The 22,344-nt window shown below is 43.0% G+C and carries 23 protein-coding genes; 10 read left to right on the top strand and 13 right to left on the bottom strand.

Translation table 11 applies throughout. The features are described 5' to 3' along the window. The first annotated feature begins 82 nt into the window (after positions 1-82). Positions 83-1,258, top strand: coding sequence for an MFS transporter (locus ASG85_RS32030; RefSeq protein ID WP_060648910.1), 1,176 nt, complete (start codon positions 83-85; stop codon positions 1,256-1,258). Positions 1,259-1,667: 409 nt separating this feature from the next. Here the strand turns inward: ASG85_RS32030 and ASG85_RS32025 are convergent, their stop codons facing one another. Next, a complete protein-coding gene (locus tag ASG85_RS32025; protein ID WP_060648909.1) occupies positions 1,668-2,363 on the bottom strand; it encodes a metal-dependent hydrolase in 696 nt (231 codons plus the stop codon). A 127-nt stretch (positions 2,364-2,490) separates the two neighbouring features. Between ASG85_RS32025 and ASG85_RS32020 the strand changes: the two genes are divergently transcribed. After that, entirely contained in the window at positions 2,491-3,282 is a 792-nt protein-coding gene (locus tag ASG85_RS32020) for a PaaX family transcriptional regulator C-terminal domain-containing protein (RefSeq protein ID WP_060648908.1), read from the top strand. Between the two features lie 794 nt (positions 3,283-4,076). On the opposite strand, the gene ASG85_RS38370 is transcribed toward ASG85_RS32020, so the two are convergent. The 3 genes from ASG85_RS38370 to ASG85_RS32000 form a co-directional block, all read right to left on the bottom strand. Continuing rightward, complete coding sequence (locus tag ASG85_RS38370) at positions 4,077-4,205, bottom strand: aldehyde dehydrogenase family protein (RefSeq protein WP_156396959.1); 129 nt, start codon at positions 4,203-4,205, stop codon at positions 4,077-4,079. 69 nt (positions 4,206-4,274) lie between these two features. Next, on the bottom strand, positions 4,275-4,784 hold the full coding sequence (locus tag ASG85_RS32005) for a dihydrofolate reductase family protein (RefSeq protein WP_060648905.1): 510 nt from the start codon (positions 4,782-4,784) through the stop codon (positions 4,275-4,277). A 45-nt stretch (positions 4,785-4,829) separates the two neighbouring features. Then, on the bottom strand, positions 4,830-5,726 hold the full coding sequence (locus ASG85_RS32000; RefSeq protein WP_060648904.1) for an alpha/beta fold hydrolase: 897 nt from the start codon (positions 5,724-5,726) through the stop codon (positions 4,830-4,832). A 265-nt stretch (positions 5,727-5,991) separates the two neighbouring features. Here ASG85_RS32000 and ASG85_RS31995 point away from each other — a divergent pair, with 265 nt between their 5' ends. Further along, a complete protein-coding gene (locus tag ASG85_RS31995; protein WP_057306766.1) occupies positions 5,992-6,333 on the top strand; it encodes a winged helix-turn-helix transcriptional regulator in 342 nt (113 codons plus the stop codon). A gap of 237 nt (positions 6,334-6,570) precedes the next feature. On the opposite strand, the gene spoVB is transcribed toward ASG85_RS31995, so the two are convergent. Together spoVB and ASG85_RS31985 are read right to left on the bottom strand one after the other, a co-directional pair. Further along, positions 6,571-8,121 (bottom strand): stage V sporulation protein B, encoded by a 1,551-nt coding sequence (gene spoVB, locus ASG85_RS31990; RefSeq protein WP_060648903.1) that lies wholly within the window; start codon positions 8,119-8,121, stop codon positions 6,571-6,573. Positions 8,122-8,553: 432 nt separating this feature from the next. Next, the gene (locus ASG85_RS31985) at positions 8,554-8,910 is read right to left on the bottom strand and encodes a group I truncated hemoglobin (protein ID WP_057306764.1); all 357 of its coding nucleotides are present in this window, start codon (positions 8,908-8,910) and stop codon (positions 8,554-8,556) included. Between the two features lie 399 nt (positions 8,911-9,309). Between ASG85_RS31985 and ASG85_RS31980 the strand changes: the two genes are divergently transcribed. Next, positions 9,310-9,513, top strand: a complete 204-nt coding sequence (locus tag ASG85_RS31980; protein WP_057306763.1) for a hypothetical protein — start codon at positions 9,310-9,312, stop codon at positions 9,511-9,513. Positions 9,514-9,739: 226 nt separating this feature from the next. Here ASG85_RS31980 and ASG85_RS31975 read toward each other — a convergent pair whose 3' ends face one another. The 5 genes from ASG85_RS31975 to ASG85_RS31960 all read right to left on the bottom strand — a co-directional run bounded on the left by ASG85_RS31975 (position 9,740) and on the right by ASG85_RS31960 (position 13,399). Beyond that, entirely contained in the window at positions 9,740-10,447 is a 708-nt protein-coding gene (locus tag ASG85_RS31975; protein ID WP_235549435.1) for a glycosyltransferase, read from the bottom strand. Positions 10,448-10,484: 37 nt separating this feature from the next. Further along, positions 10,485-10,886 (bottom strand): hypothetical protein, encoded by a 402-nt coding sequence (locus ASG85_RS31970; protein ID WP_060648902.1) that lies wholly within the window; start codon positions 10,884-10,886, stop codon positions 10,485-10,487. A gap of 216 nt (positions 10,887-11,102) precedes the next feature. Continuing rightward, positions 11,103-12,542 (bottom strand): hypothetical protein, encoded by a 1,440-nt coding sequence (locus ASG85_RS31965; RefSeq protein WP_060648901.1) that lies wholly within the window; start codon positions 12,540-12,542, stop codon positions 11,103-11,105. A gap of 255 nt (positions 12,543-12,797) precedes the next feature. Next, the gene (locus tag ASG85_RS37405; protein WP_235550268.1) at positions 12,798-13,010 is read right to left on the bottom strand and encodes an IS110 family transposase; all 213 of its coding nucleotides are present in this window, start codon (positions 13,008-13,010) and stop codon (positions 12,798-12,800) included. Between the two features lie 20 nt (positions 13,011-13,030). After that, positions 13,031-13,399: a hypothetical protein gene (locus tag ASG85_RS31960; RefSeq protein ID WP_060648900.1), complete on the bottom strand. Its 369-nt coding sequence runs from the start codon at positions 13,397-13,399 to the stop codon at positions 13,031-13,033. A 599-nt stretch (positions 13,400-13,998) separates the two neighbouring features. Here ASG85_RS31960 and ASG85_RS31955 point away from each other — a divergent pair. Next, on the top strand, positions 13,999-14,853 hold the full coding sequence (locus ASG85_RS31955; RefSeq protein ID WP_060648899.1) for an AraC family transcriptional regulator: 855 nt from the start codon (positions 13,999-14,001) through the stop codon (positions 14,851-14,853). Between the two features lie 83 nt (positions 14,854-14,936). Next, positions 14,937-16,343 carry an ADP-ribosylglycohydrolase family protein gene (locus tag ASG85_RS31950; protein WP_060648898.1) on the top strand — a complete coding sequence of 469 codons (1,407 nt, stop codon included), beginning with the start codon at positions 14,937-14,939 and terminating at the stop codon, positions 16,341-16,343. 149 nt (positions 16,344-16,492) lie between these two features. Here ASG85_RS31950 and ASG85_RS31945 read toward each other — a convergent pair whose 3' ends face one another. Beyond that, positions 16,493-17,065, bottom strand: a complete 573-nt coding sequence (locus ASG85_RS31945) for a TetR/AcrR family transcriptional regulator (protein ID WP_060648897.1) — start codon at positions 17,063-17,065, stop codon at positions 16,493-16,495. A gap of 229 nt (positions 17,066-17,294) precedes the next feature. Here ASG85_RS31945 and ASG85_RS31940 point away from each other — a divergent pair, with 229 nt between their 5' ends. The 4 genes from ASG85_RS31940 to ASG85_RS31925 all read left to right on the top strand — a co-directional run bounded on the left by ASG85_RS31940 (position 17,295) and on the right by ASG85_RS31925 (position 20,601). Next, positions 17,295-18,500 (top strand): MFS transporter, encoded by a 1,206-nt coding sequence (locus ASG85_RS31940; protein WP_060648896.1) that lies wholly within the window; start codon positions 17,295-17,297, stop codon positions 18,498-18,500. 133 nt (positions 18,501-18,633) lie between these two features. After that, positions 18,634-19,116 (top strand): DUF2975 domain-containing protein, encoded by a 483-nt coding sequence (locus ASG85_RS31935; protein ID WP_057306754.1) that lies wholly within the window; start codon positions 18,634-18,636, stop codon positions 19,114-19,116. Positions 19,117-19,126: 10 nt separating this feature from the next. Then, a complete protein-coding gene (locus ASG85_RS31930) occupies positions 19,127-19,339 on the top strand; it encodes a helix-turn-helix domain-containing protein (RefSeq protein WP_060648895.1) in 213 nt (70 codons plus the stop codon). Positions 19,340-19,353: 14 nt separating this feature from the next. Beyond that, positions 19,354-20,601, top strand: a complete 1,248-nt coding sequence (locus ASG85_RS31925) for a DUF4153 domain-containing protein (protein WP_060648894.1) — start codon at positions 19,354-19,356, stop codon at positions 20,599-20,601. A 285-nt stretch (positions 20,602-20,886) separates the two neighbouring features. Here ASG85_RS31925 and ASG85_RS31920 read toward each other — a convergent pair whose 3' ends face one another. Next, positions 20,887-22,323: a DHA2 family efflux MFS transporter permease subunit gene (locus tag ASG85_RS31920; protein ID WP_082588321.1), complete on the bottom strand. Its 1,437-nt coding sequence runs from the start codon at positions 22,321-22,323 to the stop codon at positions 20,887-20,889. Between the last annotated feature and the right edge of the window lie 21 nt (positions 22,324-22,344).

Here is a 22,344-nt window from a genome sequence, read left to right as displayed (position 1 = left end):
AGATTCTCTTTTGAACTTTATCAGGGATTATTTGGCGATAATTGTTAGCTGCAGAAATCAAAGGTGATAAAGGTGGGGGATTATGGAGAAACAAAAGAATTTACTGATACTGATATTAACCATCGGTGTTTTCGGTATCTTAAATACGGAAATGGGCGTTATTGGGTTATTGCCTTCCATTGCTGATCACTTTAATGTCAGCATATCAAAAGCAGGTTTGCTTGTAAGTCTTTTTGCTCTTACTATTGCTGTGTCTGGACCAACGTTGCCGTTATTGTTTACTAGGATAAATCGTAAGAAGGTCATGTTACTTGTATTAGGTGTTTTCGTTTTGGGAAACATTGTATCCATATTTACATCTAACTTTACCATTCTATTAATTGCTCGTATAATTCCGGCCTTTTTTCATCCAATTTATTGTTCTTTGGCATTTACAGTTGCTGCTTCCTCAGTAAGTAAAGAAGAAGCTCCAAAAGCTGTTTCTAAAGTATTTATAGGAGTATCTGCTGGTATGGTAGCCGGCGTACCGATCGCAAGTTTTATTGATAGTGCCGTTTCGTATGAAATGGCGATGGCATTCTTTGCTATTGTTAATTTTATTGTTTTCATTGCTACATTGATTTTTGTACCATCTATACCTGTTGAAGAAAGACTTTCTTATGGTACACAATTTTCCGTGTTAAAAAAATCTATTGTATGGCTTTCCATCGTGACTGTCATTTTATTAAATTCAGCTATATTCGGAGTATATAGTTATCTTGCTGAATATCTGAAAACAGTAACGAATATGTCTCCGAATACCATAAGTTTAACGTTATTATTCTTCGGTGGAGCCAATATTATTGGGAATATTGTCGCAGGAAAGTTACTTACTCATAGTGCAATTAAGTCTGTAGTATCTTTTCCATTGTTATTGGGTGCTGTTTACATGATTTTATTCTTTACAGGACAGTTTATCGTACCTATGGAAATTTTAACTTTAATTTGGGGAATATTGGCCGGAGGGATAATGGCAAACATTAATCAATATTTAATTGCGTCTGCAGCTCCCGAAGCACCTGATTTTGCCAATGGATTATTTATTTCTTCCTGTAACGTAGGAACAACATTGGGTGCAGTTGTAGGCGGGTTATTTATATCAGAATTAGGTACCCAATACGTAGTATTGGTGGGATTTTTATCGTTAATATTGAGTGGGGCATCTATATCATTAAGAAATTATATATTTAGTTCTACAAAGCAAAAACTTGCTAGTTAAAGATTAATGAAGATGCGTCAATGCTTTAATAACAACCAACTACTCAGACCTCTTCCAATTTGTTTTGTTCTTGAAACATCAGACACCGATAGTTAAAACAGCGGCAGATTAAGACAATATTTTCTCGTCTAAGTGTGCCGCTGCGTCTCTATTTCATTTGGGAAACATCTCAAAAATCAGTCTGAGTGAGTTTTTGGTAAATAGCAGATTTCTTTAATCTTGAGCCCGGCGTGGGCTTCGCAGCCTTCGACTCGAACTTGTGTCCGTACTATTGCAAGTTCAGCTTGTGCTGCCCGAGTTGCAGCGCTTTCCGGCGCCGAAGTCAGTACCTTGCTCAAATTACACGTTGCTTCAAGCGTGACGTCAGAATGAGATGTCATGGTCGATATGTATTGCGTTGACACCCACTTTATTTTACAAGTGTAAGCTGTTCTCCTGGCTGGAGAGCGAAGCCTTCGATTCCTTGCTCCTTCAGCTGTGCGGTGAAAGCAGCAGAATCTTGTACGATGCCTGGGAATGTGCTGTGATGAACAGGGATCACGTTCTTTGCTTGCAGCCACATTGCTGCAATCAGGGCATCCTTAGGTCCCATTGTGTAAAAATCCCCGATCGGCAGTACCGCGTAATCAATATCGTGGAGCTCGCCGATCATTTTCATATCTCCGAACAAGGAGGTGTCGCCGGCATGATAAAGTGTAACTCCGTTCCAATCCATGACAAATCCGCCCGGCATGCCTGCATAGACGATGCTTTGGGAATCGTCCGCTATAATTGAAGAGCTGTGGAATGCGTGAACAAGCTTTGCTTTGGCAAATCCCAAGTCCACAGTTCCTCCGATGTTCATTCCGATCGTCTTCAAGCCCTTCCAAGAGTAATAGGTAGCGAGCTCAAAGGTAGCGATAATGGTTGCATCGTTAGCTCTGGCGATAGCTTCCGCATCAGCGGTGTGATCCGTGTGTCCGTGTGTAAGAAAGATGTATTGAACTTGAATGTCCTCGGCTTTCGCTTTGGCAACGGGATTGCCGCTCAGGAACGGATCGATGATGATCGAGCGCTCTCCATCCGAGATCTGAATGCAAGAGTGTCCGTGAAAAATAAGGTTCATTTTTTCTTCCTCCATATACTATTTATTATTCGTTTGACGATAACGTGAGTATATTCTTTATTTCTTTTTTTGTCAAATTACTGTAATATGAGGATAGCAAGTATTCTGGAAGGGGATCAAAAACCGAATGCTGTCAATCGAGAAGCAGATACTTTTCCTGCTGACAAAAAAGCGTTGCATGCATGCTAAAGAATTAGTACAAATTTATACGAAACGCGGCTATAAGGAGCAGTCAATCAGGAACGTTCTATCACGAATGAAGAAAGAAAAGTATATTCACGCAGAAGAGCGTTCCCTGTATTCCATAATGGACAAAGGGGAGCAGTTTTTATCCTTCGTGAACCGGAAACCGCGGCAATACGATGTGGATTGGAACCGCAAATGGTATTTTGTGCACTTCGAGGTACCGGAGCCAGAGAGGCAAAGAAGGGATCAATTCCGTTTGCAGCTGCTGCAGCTTGGCTTCGGTCAACTATATAAAGGCGTATATGTCTCTCCTTGGGATTACAGAAAGCAGCTTTTGTCATTGATTCATGCGGCCTCCATGGATGAATACGTCACTATCTCGGAAGCGTCGATTTTGTTTCGTGATATTACCCCTGAGCGGGCAGCCAACATTTGGCCTCTAGCCGACATCCATCGCTTGCATCAGGAGAAGTGGCAATGGTATCAAGACGAATTCGTGCCGGCTTTGAATAAAGAAATCAGGGGCAGGATGGATCCCTTAGAGCTGTTTGTCCTTTATTTGCATGTTGGAGAGATTATCAGCGAGATTAGCCTTAGGGATCCCATGCTCCCGGTGTCTTTGCTTCCATCCGATTGGATGGGTCATCGCGTAATCGCTGAGTTGTATCGTTCGTTTCAGTCGTTTGCCACCCTCATCCCCAGCTCTTCAGAATATTATCAATTTCTCGTGTAAACACATGAGTATCCGGACAATGCTGTCCGTTATGTGAGCAAAGGCTGCCGTTCATGCCGGCAGCCTTTCAAAGTGAATAAAGGTATTCCACTTGCTAAAAGCAAATTCAATTTTGATACTTTAAACTTCATAATAAGAGCGCCTCCTTGATGGTGTTGGGTTTCGAACCCGTGGACAAACCCATCATACTGAGGCGCTCTTTTTTTGACAAAGGCTATTTCTTAGCCTTAACAGGATATCTTCCGATTAAGGGTTCATAGTGAATTCTGAACTCGAGTCTGACTTTCCGTTTTGAATTGAGTCGTATTTCGATAATTTATAGTTTACAGCTTCAAAAGCGCGATCCAACTCCAATTGCTGTTTTTTTAGTTCCTCCTTATGCTTTTCCAGTATCGCTCTTCTTTCCGAAATGGTTGAATCGCCTTGAAGAGCTAAATCGACAATGTGTTTTAGCGCAGCTACTGGCATACCGGTCACACGGAAACATGTCATTAAATTAATCCGATCGCACAGATGACTCTAGCGGTTATGCTAATGACTGGATTTGCCAACATTGGTCAGTTTATTTCACCGCTGATTACTAATGGCATTCAAACTTTATTTTCTCTAGGTTCCATTCGATCCGTTTTTCTAATCATCACGATTTTGATCAGTGTAATCTTTCTTGCTTCGGTTACTCAAGGCATCTCAGAAAAGAAGAGAGAACTGGTCAAAAATTGAAAAAAGTTCAGGCTGAAAATACCATTACTCCGAATACGAGTAATGGTATTTTCAGTAATAAAAGACTTTATTCCTCAATACCCCAAAATTGCTTTAGGTTCAACATGTTCTTCTAAACCATATACCCCAGAATCCCGTCCAAGTCCTGACTGTTTGAACCCTCCAAATGGAGCGAAAGGGTCATCATGAACGCCTTTGTTTATTAATACCCGTCCAGATCATTGCTCAATTGCCCCACTCATACGTTTGGTGCGATCTACCTGGCTGCCGTTTTAATGACCAATCGCATAGTGCAATTGAACGACGCCGCTGCCGAGTGGTTTGAAGTTCAACAATTCCATTTCCTTGTATTGGTACTTCTCCGTGTCAATCAATAGATTGAGTCCTTTCCCTTCTAGTACCGGCGCGATATTGAATATGAGCTCGTCAACAAGCCCTTGACCCAGAAAAGCATTGTGAAGGTCTGCGCCCCCCGAGATGAGGGCGGTTTGATAGCCTTTATCCTGCAGGTAGTTCAAGGCTTCGAGCGGTGAGCCGACAACCGTCACACCGTGAATTTCTTTCACGCTTGCCGATACGACGACGATATCCATGCTGGCAAAAGCACTCCCGCCACCGCTCGCCTGCATCCCTTCAAATGTACGCCTACCGACAATGAAATTCCCAGCTGCTTGAGCATGTGCCGCAAAATCGCCGAGTGCTTCCTTTTTTGGGGGATTATTCGGACTCGATTGCGCGTAGTTACCATTGCCTGTTAGTGTTGCCCATAGAATTGTTTTCATTGGATAGCCTCCTAATAGTCGATGAAAATAAATGATGATTATATTTCAGCCTAGCTTTCTTGATTGCTGCGATGTCCGCTCAAGGACTCTGCGGATGGATGCGACCACCCGGTCCGGCCGATCTTCCTGCACGTAGTGGGAGGCATCGTCTAACGACTCGGTTTCGTTCAATTTCAAATAACCTTGCCATTTAGCCATCTCTTCGGGTGGAAAGCCCGCGCTATCCTTCATCCCCCACAGAATCTGTGCTGGCAAATTGGAAAGAACCGGCAGTTTCGCCTCGATTTCCGCGAGCCACGGACGCGCTTTTCGGATCTGCCTTGGGAATACCCAAGTCGGTTTCCGGGATTTTGGGGTTGGGAATGGATCGGTGTAGGCCTTTCTCAAGATATCCGTGATTTTCTCGGAATGATAGATCCCATGCGGGACAATCTTCTTGGCGAAGAAGTTTCGCCTTGTCTGCAGCCAATATCCGAAGGGCCATCCGCCCATGGCAAACGAGAATAGCTTCATCGCAGGGAGCGTGGCTGGCCATGCCCAGGTATTCATCACGACAATTCCGCGCAGGTTCTCACGGTGCCTTACAGCGTAGTTGAATCCGATCGGGCCTCCCCAATCTTGGACTACTAGTACGAAGTCCTTGAGATTCATTCGCCGGATGAATTCGGTGACAGCCTCAGAATGCTCCTTCGGCGTATAGCCATAATCGGAAGGAGCTCGTGACATCCCGAGTCCCGGGTAATCCAATGCAATCAGACGGCATTCGCCGCTCAATTCTTTGATGACGTTCCGGTAAAGATACGACCAGGTGGGGTTTCCGTGTAGGAGAAGAATGACAGGCCCCTGCCCCTCGTCAACGTAATGAATCATGCCATCGCGATAAGGCATCCAGTGGTCCTTGAACGGATACTCCGATGCATCTACATCAAACGGTCTTTGCATGTATGCCTCCAATCTGCCAATTGTTTCAAGCATCGTATAAATTCATGGAATATATATCTGAATATTCAGATTATTGATGTGATTCAAAGTCCTGTTAATATCGATTGAGCGCCCCGGTTGCGCGCACTACTCAGGGGTTAATATCGATATGGCGTAGAACTTTGTGTTTCGGCTCTTCAATAAGACTACAACACTGTGGTATATTTGAAAAGTAGTTACAATAAAGTGCAGTAGTTTCAAAAAATGAACTATGGAGGAAACGTCAATGTTGGATCGCTCTTGTATCGAAGCCATTGATCCTTTGATGGAAATCTTGGATGGTAAGTGGACCCTCCCTCTTCTGCTAGAGTTGTTTGTTGGCACCAAGCGATTTGGAGATCTGCGGCGAAAGCTACACCCGATTAGTCCGAAGACGTTGACGGATCGACTGCGGGTGCTGGAGGAAAAGGGGATTATAACGCGCACGCAGTACCCCGGTGTGCCCCTGCACGTCGAATATGAGCTAACTGAGCGAGGGTGGAATCTGCAGCCTATTTTTGCGGCTATGTGGGCATGGGTTCAGGAAAATGGCTTAAGTGCCGAGCGTGGGGCGGAAGAGATGGCATAGATGTGAATGTGACAGAAGTACGGGAGCGCAGACGGTTGGGAGAGGACCTAAAGATTGACACGATGGCCTCCGCTCATGGCTGAATCCAATTTATGGATCGCCGGACGTGGATAACGGCCCCAATATTTCCGATTAACGGTCCGTAATGGCTAAAGCCGGGACGCTGGATACCTCTACGCTATAAACCGACAGCGAAAAAGCAGCCGATCATGGCTGCTTTTTTCTTTTCAAGTAAACTTACCATGGAATCGAAAATCTGTGGCGGCTACTTTTCCAATTCAACGTACCCGTCAATACGAGTGCGGCGAAATAGAGAAACAAGGAACAGACGATTGAAGTGATTACGCACCATAACTGCGGCATACCATGGCTGGCAACATAGTTATAGGTCCAGTGTCCGCATATCACCATCAGCATCATGCAGATCCCAACCTTGACATAAGGACGAACACTCCAATAAAATCCGATCGAGCTTGAGATGGAATAGAAGTTCAGCAGTGTTTGCATCACAATGCCGATACCGATGCCGTAGGCAACGCCAATAATACCAAATTGGCTGCCGAACACGAAGATCGAGATACCCTTGAATACGGTGGCTATTAAGTAATTCCACAGCGTAGCTTTCGCACGGCCGAGCCCGAGCAGAATCGCATGAAGCGGAGCGTCGAAATAATGCAGGAAAAACATCGGCGCCAGTATTTTCAGAAGCAATCCTGCTTCCGGCGCATTATAGACAAGTGCCGTTAGTGGAGTTGCCCACTCGTACAGGATAACGGTCGCCGGCGCGCCGATCAGGAGTCCCAAGATCATAGCCTGATTCATCCGCTCATGTATGAGCAGACTGTTCTTGTTCGCCGCTGCCTCGCCAATCGCTGGAATGAGAGCGGTGGACAAGGACTGCGTGATAAAGCTTGGCATGAACAGCAACGGAAACGCATAGCCGGCCAGCTGGCCGAATTGTTTCGTGGCTAACGCCGTGCCGATGCCGGCCAGCGCCAGGCTGGTTGTAATAAGAAGCGGCTGGAAGGTGCTGTATAACGAATGAATGACACCGTGCACGGTCGTCGGCAGTCCGATCTGCAGCAGCTCGCCGAGTGTACTTCTTCCTTGTTTCAAGTGGCTTGCCCAAGTTTCGCCCGGTATCTTTGATTCACCGTATAGCTTGTAGCTTGCCACCAGGAAAAGGAGGCTGATCGCTTCGCTGACAACAGAGGCAGCCATTGCTCCGGCAGCCGCATAAGCGACGCCGTAAGGCAGCATCAGGTGGACCAGCGTAAGTACACAGGCAATTTGCACCGTATACTCCAGCACATCGGAAGCGGCTATGGTCTTCATCTGCTGCATGCCGCGGAAATATCCCTTTAATACGGCGGAGACAGCGACGATCGGCGCGATCGGCGTAATCGCCAGCATCGCGTAATAAGCGCGTTGGTCGCTTAGCAGAATGGATGCGATCCACTCAGATCCAAGTAACGATATGGTCGTGAGCGCTACGCTCAAGACACCCGTGACAGCGAGCGAGACATGCAGGATACGCCTCACTTTCATCCGTTCGCCGCGAGCGTGGGCCTCTGCGACCAACTTTGAGATTGCCACCGGCAATCCAAGCTCCGTAATCGTAATGACGAGCGGGACGAGCGGATGCGCCATCATCAAGATGCCGATTCCCTCTGCGCCCAGTACGCGAGCGATATACATGCCGCTGATAAAACCGAGAATACGGTTGATGAAAGCAGCGACAGACAAGACCAGCGTACCTCTCATGAACGATTGCCCGTGTTGTGACATGACTTGTGTCCTCCTGTTTATCGAATACTTAAATGTATTCAAAAATTGGAAAAGCATGCGAACAAGCCGGTGTTGATGTCATTTTTGGACATGTGATGGCGCATAGCGGCGCGGAGGCTTTAGTTTTTTGGATTAAACTAAGTCGGGAGGGAGCCATATGAATCAAAAATTAAGTTTCGCGATTCAGCAGCCGATCCTTTCTTTCATAAGGAATGGTCGGATTATGTTATAGATAGAACGGCGGTATAAGCCCTTGGTGTGAATTTCCTTCACCAGGGGCTATTTTTTACAACTTAGAATTTAAATCCGTGGCTGGCACTGCGTTGAACTTTTGGCTGAATAGGAGGCCAGAGTAAACCCATCAAATGGCTGCCCGACGCTTCCGACGTTCAACACTATTTCTTCATCAGCGGCAACCCTTTCCCATCCATTTTATTTATAAAGGATATCTCCTCGCAAGGACTCTACTTTATCTAATGCCTTACTAATATCAACTTCACTTACACCAAAATGTACAAGAGCAGTATGAAGATGTTTAACAATAGCATCGAAGTGGGGAGGTTGCAAATCCATTCCTTCGTGTACTTTTGACATAGCACCGCCAGAGTACTGGTTAGGTCCACCTAACGCATAGCTTATAAATTTCGTTTGATGTTTTCGTTGTTTTTCCATATCTGTATGTTCAAAAAAGTGTTTAACAGTCTCATCTGCTAAAACTAAATCATAGAAGTAGTCCACCACTTTAGCAATTGTCTCTTCGCCGCCAAACTTCTCATATAATGTGCTCATATACATCTCCTCTAAAATTGATTTTATCTAATTATACCCATAAATAGCATGTCCATTCAGATTGCCAGTTTCATATCATACGCAAAGAGGCACGGTGTGGAAAGCGGAAGGCATTGCGCCGATTGACTTTGAGACGAGTCAGGAACTTTATTTTCAACGAATACTTCATCCCATTCCCAACGAGTGAGAAGAACATGGTCCATGGTCCCGATCAGATTTGGCATTGTGAAATGGAACATTTAACATTTAATCATCACTTATTTTCGCTTGACCTTAACACTTACGTCAGGGTTTAGAATAAGATTATGTTGAGCAGAAGGAGAGGGTGCAACTGAAGATTTGGGGAAGTTATGGAGATAACAGGATTTCCATTCAAACTGGAAAGGAAGAGAATGCTTTATGGATATTACACCACAAGAAGAATCCATGATTAAGGCTTTCCGTGAGACTGACTTACCACCTTTATTTGTGCTCATACGAGTTAGAAATGATATTGCAAATGACATTGGAAATGTCAAAGAAAGCCAAAGAGATGGTATTGTTAAAACATTAGAAAAATACATCGGCCCATTATGGGAAAACTATCATGAAGGGAAAAAATGACATGCTAAAGAAAGCCCTTAACGAACTAATATCATTGAGGATGTCAACAGAACAGCTAATAAATAATTATTTTATTTAAGTTAGTTGAACAAAACAAGGAGCAGTCTACGGTAGCAGCTGCTCCTTGTTATTCATTTTTTAAAAAGGGTGGAGCGCCGAAATAAAGGGGGATTGTCGTCATGGAATGTGGGAATTTGGTACATGTGTTAGATTGATTTGAAATATCTTATTTTGCTCGGGTGACCCTTTTTCGGAAATCCCTGGTTTTTGCAACTATTTTGCTTCTTGAAAGAAGATGGTCGTCACTGGCTTTCCATGTGTGGCCTTTTTTGTTTTTTCTGCGGATCATTACATAATTGTAAGGACTTGAGGAGTACACTTTAAAATGATTAATCCTGCATCTCTTTGCAAAGATCACATCTTCGTTTAGTGAAACGTTTGGAAATCGGACTTTATTAAAAACACGCCTTTTAAAAAAAATGGTTCCACCAGTCACCCATTTTACGTATTTATGTTGTTTTTTGGCTGAGTGGAGGATGAGCAGATTTTTCCTTTTGATAAAAGCCAGATAAGCTCTTTTTCCCACAACGTGCGCTTTCGTACGACGCATCGCCTTTATCTGCTCAGTCAAATAATATTTGGAGTAGTAGTCATCATCATCGAATTTTGCAATATAGGGGTGCTTTGTCCGTTTTATTGCGTAATTTAGACACTCACCCAAAGAGACTTTTTCCGGCCTCTTGTAAACGGAAACATGTTTATGGTCCTTTGTTTTTTTTCGGTACTTGGATAATTTCATACCGCTTTTATTTAATACGATAATTAATTCTTTTATCGGGTAACGCTGTCTTTTATAATTTGACAAAACATTACCAATAAAACTTGGCCTATTCGTACACGTGATGATCGATATTCCCCGCTTTCTTTGGCTCACGATATCTCCTCCCAGAATGTAAAAATACGTGTGCATATCACTTTTTGCGGTGTTTTTGAAAATTCCCATAATCAATAAAAACGATTCGTCCATCATTTTTTAAACGTATGTTATTAGAATTAAGATCATGAGGAATGATTCCATTCCTCATGAATTTCCTTCTCAAAGCGATTAGTTTTCTCTTATATTTTTTGGATCTGGGAAACTTCCTTTTGTACTTTTTCATTACTAAAATGTGATAGCCATACCCATAAGTTGTGATTGTTCCAAGGTGTTTTTTGATCCTAGATGGAGCTGATTTATATACAATTACTTCTTGCTTGTTGCTTGATCTCCCATTTTTTGATTTAGCAACTTTTATTACACGGCGATTACCCAAATCATATGCTACTCGCCACTTACCTACCCCGATAACTTTCATTTTATTAATCTTCTTCATGTAACAATGTTCCCCTCCCGTCAAAAGGTGTCTTGTTATTCTATTCAACAGCGCTAATAAGTTACAAAATCTACCACAAATAGGCCTCGTTAAAGTGGCGACCAAGGAAAAATTTTGTAAGCACTGCGGATGGGTGTGGTGACATTGACTGGTATATATTTCAACAATCGCTCCTGTCAGTTGAACAAAACGCTATATTTTGTAAATAAGCAACAATTAATATTGATACTTAAAATTTCCATAGTCAATCACAATGATCTCCCCGTCAGAATTTAGACGCAGGTTTTGATAATTGGGTCCATCACGACCTGAAATCTCATAAGGAATTATTCGATTTTTCCTAAATTTCCCTTTCATATCCAAGAATTTTTTCATGTTTTCCTTATTTCTCCGAAAATTTGTTTTATAGTTTTTCATTATTATCCAATTGTATCTATCATCGTGCTTTAGTATGTGCCCAAGATGTTTTTTTATATCGGTTGGAGATGTCATGCATATCGTTACTTCTTTCTTGTTACTTTTTACCCCATATTTGGACTTAGCTACCTTTAGAACGTACCCATTACCCAGATCATATACAACTCGTCTTGAACCCAAACCGATAATGTTTTTTCCTTGAATCATTTTTTTTATATGTTTGTCTAATGAAACAATATCCGTTCTCAGAGATTGGGTGCATGTTATTTTATTCGTTTTACTTATTCGTTTTCGTTTTTTATGCGTTCGAGAACCAGGCGACCCGAAAGGTCCAGGCTCACATTGTAATCCTTGCGATTCAGGAGGCCCTGCGTAGTCTTCCATTTCTTGGGTTATCTGAGGTTCTGGTAAACTGAGAGGTCCGGGTTCCCCTAGAAGTCCCGTTGGTCCTTGCATTACGGGGCAGGTAATTCTCCGTATTGTAATAAATTCTTCTTGAATACCGCCTAAAGTAGTAGGAAAGGTACCGGGCTCGATGGGGAAATTGGAGGAATTAATGTCTTCAGTCGCGTCTGCGTTACCCACCAAGGAATAACCTGTATGATAGCCTTCGGTCATCTCAAATCCAATGCTTTGGCTTCCATCCGCTTCGGCTCTAATTACAAACTGGTAATCGACTGGGTTTTGGATGTGATCCTTTTTCTGATAACCCATCGGTTTGAGGTCCATGAACGTCCCGAAGGGGGTAATGATTAACAAATTACCGGCATCATCGATCCGGATCTCGTCTGCCCCCTCACAGATGAACCGAATATCCTCCATCCGGGCACCCGGCTGCAGCATCACATCATATTTCATATTCCCTTCGTGTCCTTGAAATACCACATCAATGCTAGGCCACATCTGCCGGTAGATGACTTCCCGAAAGATGGGGAGATTCGAGTAAAGTTCATTAGGATCACTACCGCGTCCTGTTTCAGGTGATGTTCCTTCAGGGGTCACGTCGGAACGGGCATTCAAAAAACGCATAGCCAGACTAGGTTTATGAATAAACGATAGTTTAGGATCCAACTCAAAGAAGGTCATCCCAACTTGTTCCTGGCTAAAGGTATAGCAAAATTCTCTATCTTCCGCATAGAACCGAACCGCTTCATTCAACAGTGCACCATTGGGAACAAACACTATAGGAAGCCCATAAGTCTCCAATATTCTCTGTTTCGTCTCTTCCTCAGGCTGCATGGGATCTTTTTTCCCCTTTCTGACTCATGCCATGAGTTCATTTACACTGATACATAGATACGTATGTCTATAATTACTTGATTGGGTATGCATCCTTAATATAAATAAATAGGCATGTAGACGGAAAAAGTGGTGACGCAGGTCATTATCTACTGAAATAGATAACTTCCTGAAAATCTCATATAGCAGAACTGAAAATGGCAATAAGAAACTAGGCGCAGCTATGACGTTTTTCAAAAGGCTGCGTCTAGTATTTTAATATGATCGAGTTATCATAAGGCGTCGGGAGCAGCGATTGTTACTGTTTCGTGCTGCGATTAGTCTGTAAAGAGCTCCGAGATAATTGTCAGATCTGCATACGGATTGTGAAGCTTCAAGAAGTGCCGATCGGAGAGATTTGTTTCCTTTGCGAGTTTCCGAGGGATTTCGTTTACCAGTACTTTCGCTGTAGCATGGTACAAGACCGATCCAGATCCGCTGATATTTTTTTATTTACGGGCATATTTAAACCCTCCATAATCAATGATCACGATCTGGCCACCCCGCTTTAACCGGATATTCGGTGCATATGGTTTATAATAGTGACGTATTCCTTTTGAAGGAATAATTCCATTTGCCCGAAACGTTTTTACCAATTTCATAAGTTTTAGTTTATAGTTTGAAGAAACTGGGAATTTACGATCATATTTTTTCATGGCAATCCAGTGATATTCTTTATGGTACTCTTTAATCTTAGCTACATATTTTTTAATCGGTTCTAATAAGGAATAATAAATATTTACTTCAATACGGTTACAATTAATCCCTTTTTTCGATTTGGCAATCTTTATAACATAACCGTTTCCTAAATCGTACACAATTCGCGTTCCACCAGAGCCAATCCGTTTCTTCCCTTTTATTTTTCGCTTAATGGTATCGTCCAGTTTAATTATGGTGATCCCTCATTTCTAACATGAAGATTATTGGTCAAATTAGTATATGTCAAGAGTTACGGATTCGCCATGAAATTCGATCCTCTCGTGGGTGTAGTCGATGCGTTCGCTGAGAATAAGATAGCTGAACGTGCTTATTTGTTCGAATGGCTGCGGCAATGGAGGCATTAGCAAGGTACGAGTGCTTATTGTGCGTTCTTGAGTCTAGTAAGTTAGGAAATGCAGCAGATAAGCACGCACTGTGGTCTTATCTCGCGAAATACCGCAAAGTTGGCGGCAATAAGCACATTTAGCTTGCCTATATCTGTTATGGAGCGATCGAGGAGTTATCCCAGCTGCCTCACGCGGAGATAAGGGAACGTCAAGCCGCTATTCTAGCAAAAAGTGTTATTACAGCGAGGGTGCGGGAACTACAGGGCGCTTTTGCTGTTTGAGGGGAAATTAGCTCTTGTAAAGTTAGACTAAACAGTTTTTGCTAATGGTAAAATATAGCTATCATAATTTCGAAGGTGGACTGAAACTAAATGAAGCAGAAAATAGAATATGACAATCTAATTCCAATTAATGCTTATCTTTGGTGTCCCAAACCGTATCTGCAGCCTCTTCATTTTCATTCCAGCTTGGAAATGGGCTATTGCTTGGAAGGCAAAGGGCAATTTGTTTTTGAAAATAAGCAGTATAAGGTTAGCAAAGGTGATGTATTTATTGTCAATAATACGGAGCTGCATATTGCACAATCCGCTCAGCATGATCCGAGCCGATATATTTTTGTTAATTTTGATCCTAGTCTCTTCCTTGAAGAAGATGAAAGATTATTGCTGCCATTTGCTTATCGCTCTGAGAGATTTGAGAATCATATAGCAGCTGGGACATCGCTTGCCCAAAAAATAGGGTCATTAATTCAACAGATTTATGAGGAGCTGAACGCGAAAGCTGAGGGTTATATTACGATTTCCCGATGCAAATTGCTGGAGCTGGGTGTTACACTGCTTCGCCATTACAGGACTGCTTTTAGCAACGAGCAATGGCTAAAGATGTCCAAGTCACAGCGTGAGATCAAAGAAATGATGATATTTGTCAAAGAACGGTTTCTTGAGCCTCTTCAGCTTACAGATGTTGCTGCTCATCTAGGCTGGAGCAGTGCGCGGACAAGCCGCTTGTTTAAGGAGCACACAGGCAGCAGCTTTTTGAATTATATTACACAGCTGCGCATTAGCGAAGCAAGGAAACAACTTGTCACTAACCTTGATAGTATCGCAAACATTAGTTTTTCCAGCGGGTTTCAGAGCTTGGCGTCCTTCTATCGAGCCTTTAACTCTGTTGTTGGTATGTCGCCTCAAGAATACCGTAAACAATTTGGCGTTAAGCAATTATTTTGAGAATTATGAAGGAAATTGAGAAGATTCGCTAGAGCTAAATCCGTATAATCAGCTTAAAATCTTACATTAAAGGTGGTTTTACGATGGCTGGCTGGGAGCGATTAAAGGATATTGTACATTTGGAAATTATACAAAGGGGAGAAGAAGGCTGCGATGTAAGCGGGTTTCATGACAAATGGGCCACAGCTGGAGAGGATGAAACGAAGCTGATGGCGGTATATCATCAGTTGATGGAGCTTGAAATTAGTGGTAATTTCCCATATCGAGAGCCTTCAGATTTGCCTAGTATACTTGCCATGCGGCCAGAAGGACCGCGAAAACTAACGGCGGATAAATCTGAAACTGAATGGCTCAATCAATTTCAAGGTGCGTGGCTCGGCCGGAGTATAGGGTGTGCCTTGGGGAAACCGTTTGAGAACCGTCAATTTATGGATGGCAGCGGAGGAAGAGCAGGCTGGAAAAATATTGAGCTCTGGTTCAAAGGGGCAGATGCTTGGCCCATTCGGGGATATACCCCAGGGAGTTCGCGGGCGTCAGCCCAGTACGATTTGAAAGTGAATGAATGGTGTCAGAAAAGCTGGAAAGAACATATTCAGTTTATGGAATCCGACGATGATATTCGTTATACCGTGTTAGGCTTAATTCTTTTAGAGGAAAAAGGATTAGATTTTGATAGCTGGGATATTGGCAAGCTATGGCATAAGTATCTGAGCTATCAGCAAGTGTGTACAGCTGAGACGCAATCTTATTTGAATTTCGCTCAGGTAACCTCCCATATGCAAGGTGAAAAAACGGAGGACTGGGCACAGAAGAGTGAATGGGTGCGAACCTGGTTAAATCCGTATCGGGAGTGGATTGGAGCTCAAATCAGAGCCGATGGCTTTGCCTACGGCGCGGCGGGAAATCCAGAACTGGCAGCTGAATTAGCTTGGCGGGACGCTTCCTTTTCCCATGTGAAGAACGGTATTTATGGGGAAATGTTTGTGGCAGCCATGATTGCAGCGGCTTTTAACGAAACCGATAATGGACGTATTGTAGAAATTGGACTTAGTGAAATTCCTAGAGATAGCCGACTAGCTCACGATATTCGACAAGCCGTAGAAATTGCGCGCAGTGCTGTTGACCAATTGGATTTAGTCGATCGGATCTGGGAAGCATTCAAGCACTATCATTGTGTCCATACCAATAATAATGCAGCCTTAGTTGCTGCGTCGCTGATCTTTGCTAAGGACGATTTTGAGCTGGCTATTACGACAGCGGTTCTAGGCGGTTGGGATACCGATTGCAACGGAGCTACTGTTGGGTCGATTATGGGAGCTAAGCTAGGGGCTGATAAGCTTCCGGCCTATTGGGCCGAGCCGCTTCACGATACGTTATACGCAGAAGTGACAGGATTTCATCCGATTGTGATTTCGGATTGCGCCAAGCGCAGCTATGAGGTGTTTAAGAAGATATCTGCCGAATATGCTGCTGGAAAGAAGCTTTCATAAATGTAAAGACTGGCCTAATGGGCTGGTCTTTTTTATTTGCCAGACCTTATCCAGCTATTCACTACTTTAAAGGGGAGTGAAAGGCTCCCGAAATCAATGGATCGGCAGCCTCCTTAAGCATTTGGGCAGTCCCCTGAGAGGCTTCAGATTTAGCGGATCCCTTCGAATACATTATTTACAAGATGTTGCACGTAGGAATCGTCCAATTTTTCACCAGTTACCAGTAAGCGATAGAAAATCGGTCCGTAAATGAGATCCGTGCTTAATTCGATATCGAGATTTTTCTTCAATTCCCCGCGCTGAACCCCCTGTTCCATAAGACGCCTTGCCTCAAGCCGGCGAGGTTGGAAGTATCGCGTCCGATATGCCTCCGCCAATCCTGCATCAAACTGCCCTTCGCCTAATAACTCCGTAATGATTTTACCCTCCCGACTTGCCAAAAACCGGGTTAAATTTGTGGCATGAACCAGAATATCATCGAGTACTGTTCCCGTGTCAGGCACGGGCAGTCTTGCCGAGGCGGCATATAGAAATCCATCCATCACCACAGCAGCCTTGTTAGGCCACCATTTATAAATCGTGGCTTTGCTAACCTTGGCACGATCAGCAATTTTTTCTACTGTAACTGCTCCAAAGCCATTTTCCAATAATAAATCATAGGAAGCGGAAAGGATAGAGTTTTGCGTTTCAACATTACGTGGCCGTCCTCTTTTGCCCTGCACCAGAATCCTCCCCTTTCGCATAAATAAACTAGAAAATATAAACTATACGTTTAGTATACTGATTTTTAAATAAAAATAAAATGAAATTGACCATTTACAAAACTATACGTTCAGTATATTATTTGGTTATAATTATTGAACTATACGTCTAGTATCTATTTTATAATGGCAGTGCTTAAAAGATAGGTGCTGCAGAACACTCAGAAATTCAATTACGAGGAGGATTATCATGCAAAGTGAACAAGTGATGAAAGGCAACCGGATTTCAGGTTGGATGATGTTTCTGTTGGCAGCCGCTTGCGGTCTTATCGTTGCCAATCTTTATTATGCTCAAACCCTTGTAGGACCTATCAGTGTCTCTACGGGCATTTCTTCCACAGCAGCAGGATTTATTGTCACTTTAACACAAATCGGTTATGTTGTTGGGCTGCTGTTTATCGTACCGCTCATCGACATTATTGAAAATCGGCGCCTCACGGTAGTATCGCTAATGGTTACAGTCGGTGCCTTGCTAGCTGCCGCATTCGCCCCCAATGCGCCGTTATTCTTGACCGCGTCTCTGTTTATTGGAATTGGATCTGTGGTAGCCCAAATATTGGTGCCTTATGCTACCTATTTAGCGTCTGAAGAGCAGCGCGGCCGAGTAGTCGGAAATGTGATGAGCGGCCTCTTGCTCGGGATTATGTTTGCACGGCCGGTGGCAAGCTTGTTAACGAGCATCTGGGGATGGCAAGCCGTATTTGTTTTGTCGGCGATTGTTGTCACGCTATTGACGGTTCTATTGTCGCGTATTCTTCCCGAGCGCAGGCCTACCCCATCGGTAACCTACGGTAAACTAATTGTCTCTTTAGGCAGCCTTTTAAAACAAACGCCTGCATTGCGACGCCGTGCCCTATATCAAGCTTGTTTATTTGGAGCTTTTAGCCTTTTTTGGACGGTGGTTCCTTTAAGATTAGCGAATGATTTCGGAATGTCACAACAAGGTATTGCATTATTTGCTTTAGTAGGTGTGGGTGGTGCGGTAGCTGCGCCGATTGCCGGGAGATTAGCGGATAAAGGATGGAGCAAATGGTTAACCGGGCTGGCCATGATCATTGCCGTCTTGTCTTTTTTGCTAATCTATCTATTTCAAAGCCATTCAACTTTTGCTCTCATACTGCTCTTTCTTTCCGCGATTACACTTGATATGGCCGTGTCGGGAAATCTTGTACTTGGACAGCGTGTCATTTATTCATTGGGAAGGGAAGCAAGAGGGCGTCTTAACGGGCTTTTTATGTCTATTTTCTTCGTTGGCGGAGCCATTGGTTCATCTTTGGGCGGTTGGTCTTATGCATACGGGGGCTGGAATTTTGCCTCTATTATTGGAGTCGTCTTGCCTCTTTTAGCTTTGCTTTACTTTCTTACCGAAAAAAACAAAACCGAAGAAATCAAATAACGGGACACGAGGCTGCCGGGAATGTTGGGCAGCCTCGTCAAACGTGAGGTTAGTTGAAACAATAATATTTTATTGTAAAACGATAAATCGTATGGTAAAGTCAACTTAATATTAAATAAGTGAGGTGCTTTTTATGAAACGAGGAACAACACTCTTTTTAAAGATAGCTGTTATTCTTATTGGAATTCCTGTTCTTGCTTTGTGCATATTTTTAGTGCCTGAGATAGGGAATTTTGCTGTAGAATTGTATCCAGATATTGCTTATATAAAATATCTCTTTTTAATTGATTTGTATGCAACGGCGATACCTTTTTACTTTGCTCTGTATCAAGCTTTTAAACTTTTAAGCTATATTGACAAGAACACAGCTTTCTCGGAATTATCTATACGAGCTTTAAAGAATATAAAATACTGTGCAATCACAATCAGTAGCTTGTATGTTGTAGGCATGCCGCTCTTTTATCTCATTGCGGAGAAAGACGATGCCCCAGGTATCATAGTAATCGGACTGGTTATGATTTTTGCCTCCATGGTGATTGCTGTTTTTGCTGCTGTTCTCCAAAGGCTTTTAAAAAATGCCATAGATATAAAATCAGAAAATGACTTAACGGTCTGAGGTGAATAACATGGCAATTATTATCAATATTGATGTGATGTTGGCTAAAAGGAAAATGAGCGTAACAGAACTTTCGGAGAGGGTTGGAATCACAATGGCTAACCTTTCTATATTGAAAAACGGTAAGGCAAAAGCGATTCGATTATCCACTTTAGAGGCGATTTGTAAGGCTTTAGAATGTCAGCCTGGCGATATTTTAGAATACAAAAGTGACGAATATTAGGGGGAGGTATAACCTTGGACATTAACAATCTGATTATTGAAAATATGGCTGACCCCCATGAGCTGGAGAGAATGTTTAGAAAAGAACCCGAAGCTTTTAAAAAATCATTCTCCTACGCCTGGGAACAGAACCCAGATTCGAAGATTCTTGCCGTTTGGTATGAAAGATTGCATTTCAAGGAGACGGTACATACAGAAAAAGCTTCCTTGTTTCAGAAAGATTTCTTATCCATGGGGATTTTAGCAATTCTGTCCGGGATTAGCACAAGGATACTTTTCCATTTTGTTGAACAGCAAGAAATAGCTCCAATTAACCTTGTTTTTGGAATCCTTCCCTTTATCGCTATCTTTTTTATAACCAATAATACCCCGAAAAAAAAGGTTCTGTACACCTTAGCATCGTCATTTCTAATCTCCGGTTTTTTTCTAAATATTTTACCATTAGAGCATAAAGATAGCATTATCCTGGCTTATATACACCTACCCATATTCTTATGGGTATTAGTAGGGCTTGCCTTTACAGGAAATGAATATGGCAGAGGCAGGCTAAGATTAGCCTATCTTAAATTTAATGGGGAATTTTGCATACTCTACGCCAGCATGGCAATTAGCGGAATGCTGCTAACAGGTTTAACTATGCAGTTATTTAGATTTGTCGGCATGGATATATCTGAATTCTATTTTAAAAATGTCGTATTATTTGGTGCTGCCGCTCTCGCTATTGTGGCTACATACTTGGTATCAAGGAACCTTAAACTTGCTAAAAATATAGCACCATATATAGCCAAAATTTTTAGTCCTCTTGTAATGGCAACATTGTTGGTCTATCTTATTACGGTTATTTGGGTCGGGAAAAATCCATTCTTGGACCGCAATTTCCTCCTATCCTTCAACGGAATACTCCTTAGTGTATTGGCTATCACCATATTCTCCATTACCGAAAGCGGCACAGACGAGAAAAAGAACATTTCTGATTTTATAAATTTTGGCCTAATTGTTCTTGCTCTTATCATTGACAGTGTGGCTTTATCAGCCATCGTGTTCAGGCTTTCTTCTTATGGGATTACTCCCAACAGACTTGCTGTTCTAGGAGTAAACATACTGATCTGGGCCAATCTAATTTGGATTATGATCGCCTATATGCGTTTTCTACAAAACAAAACCGGACCTTCCAACATCCAAGATGCCGTCACTAAGTATTTGCCGGTCTACGGACTTTGGGCAGCTTTCGTTACCTTTACTTTTCCTTTAATTTTTTATTAGAATAGTCCAACAAGACCAAAATCCATAGATGCTTGGGTTAGAGAAGAAGGAAGATTAAGGTCTTATAGGTATATAAAGAGTGAGTATCTTTCGAAATCCTCTATATAAACAGATAAAGGAGCTTGCCGCGGCAAGCTCCTTTGTTGTTGATCTCTTACTGTCTTCTGAAGACTAACCTGATTACGGACGAAGTACACAGGGAAGCGAATACTTACCTGATGATAACAGCACTATCCATTCCGATTTTACAATTTCTCTCTCCTTAATTTTCAATTTCAAAATTCTTTAGGCTTCTTTGACAGTTGCCTTTATCACATTTACTATGGACTTTTCCTCTGAGGTTTCTGCAACATGTTTGATAAAGAAGGAAAGCAGTAATCCGATGAGGCCGATCCCAACAATAACGAGATATGCATCATTAATACCCTGAATGGATGCTTCCATAATCATGTGCTTTTGCGTTGCCCCATCTGCCCCGCCTGTCGCCATTATTTCCTGAAGATGAGTTTTGGTACGATTCGTCATCACGGTCACGAGCAAAGAAGTACCTACGGCTCCGGCCACTTGCTTGATGGTATTGGAAATAGCTGTACCATGCGCATTAAGTCTGGCTGGCAACTGATTTAAACCTGCTGTGGTAATAGGCATAAGGAGCATGGCCATGCCGAAGCGGCGCCCCGTAGACATGAGGACCAAATAGGTATAGCTGGTTGAGTCCGTTAAGTTAATAAAGCCAATGGTAGTGGCGATCGTAATGGCCATTCCAACGATGGAAAGCCATTTCGCGCCGAACCGATCGAACAGCCTCCCGGTGATCGGCATCATGAAGCCCATCAGGAGCGAGCCGGGGAGCATCAGCAAGCCGGACTCAAGAGCAGTAAAGCCACGGGCATTCTGAAGGTACAGCGGAAGCAGCATCATATCCGCATACATCACAATGGTAACTGCGATATTAATGATGGTAGTTAAGGAGAACATGTTGTATTTGAAGGCTCGGAGATCGAGAAGCGGATTTTGAGAAACGATTTGCCGCCAAGTAAACAAGACGAGGGCAAGGATTCCCGCAATAATAGATACAAGCACCTCCGCACTTGACCAACTTTGGCTGCCGGCTCGGCTGAAGCCGTACAGCAGGACACCGAATCCGACGGTGGAAAGGGCGACGCTGGTAAGGTCAATTTTGGCGTAGACTCGCTCCGACACGTTTTTTAGATAAACATAGCCGCAAATGATAACAATGATAGTAAACGGAATCATGCCGTAAAACATGGTCTCCCAAGGATAATTTTCCAGAATATAACCGGCAAGAGTAGGTCCGATCGCAGGTGCGAAAATAATGGCGAACCCGACCAAGCCCATGGCGGCTCCTCTCTTATTGGGAGGGAATAGCGTTAAAATAACATTCATGAGCAGCGGCATAATAATCCCGGCACCGGCTGCCTGAATCAGACGCCCAGTCAGCAAAACGGGAAAGTCGGTTGCGATGGCCGATATGATCGTTCCGGCAAGGAAAATCCACATCGAAGTTTGAAAAAGCTCACGTGTAGTAAACCGCTGCATTAAAAACGCTGTGATCGGAATCAGAACACCGTTAACCAACATGTAGCCTGTTGTCAGCCACTGGGCAGTTGCAGCCGAAATGTTAAAATCAACCATTAATTCCGGAACGGCAACACTCATGACCGTTTGATTTAGCGTCGCAAGAAAGGCACCCAAAATCATAATGAACAAGATCGGTCCCTT

It is taken from the genome of Paenibacillus sp. Soil724D2, assembly GCF_001427935.1.
In the GTDB taxonomy this organism is placed as follows: domain Bacteria; phylum Bacillota; class Bacilli; order Paenibacillales; family NBRC-103111; genus Paenibacillus_E.
The sequence above is the reverse complement of the archived record's forward strand: the minus strand, read 5'-3'. Positions and strand labels throughout refer to the sequence as shown.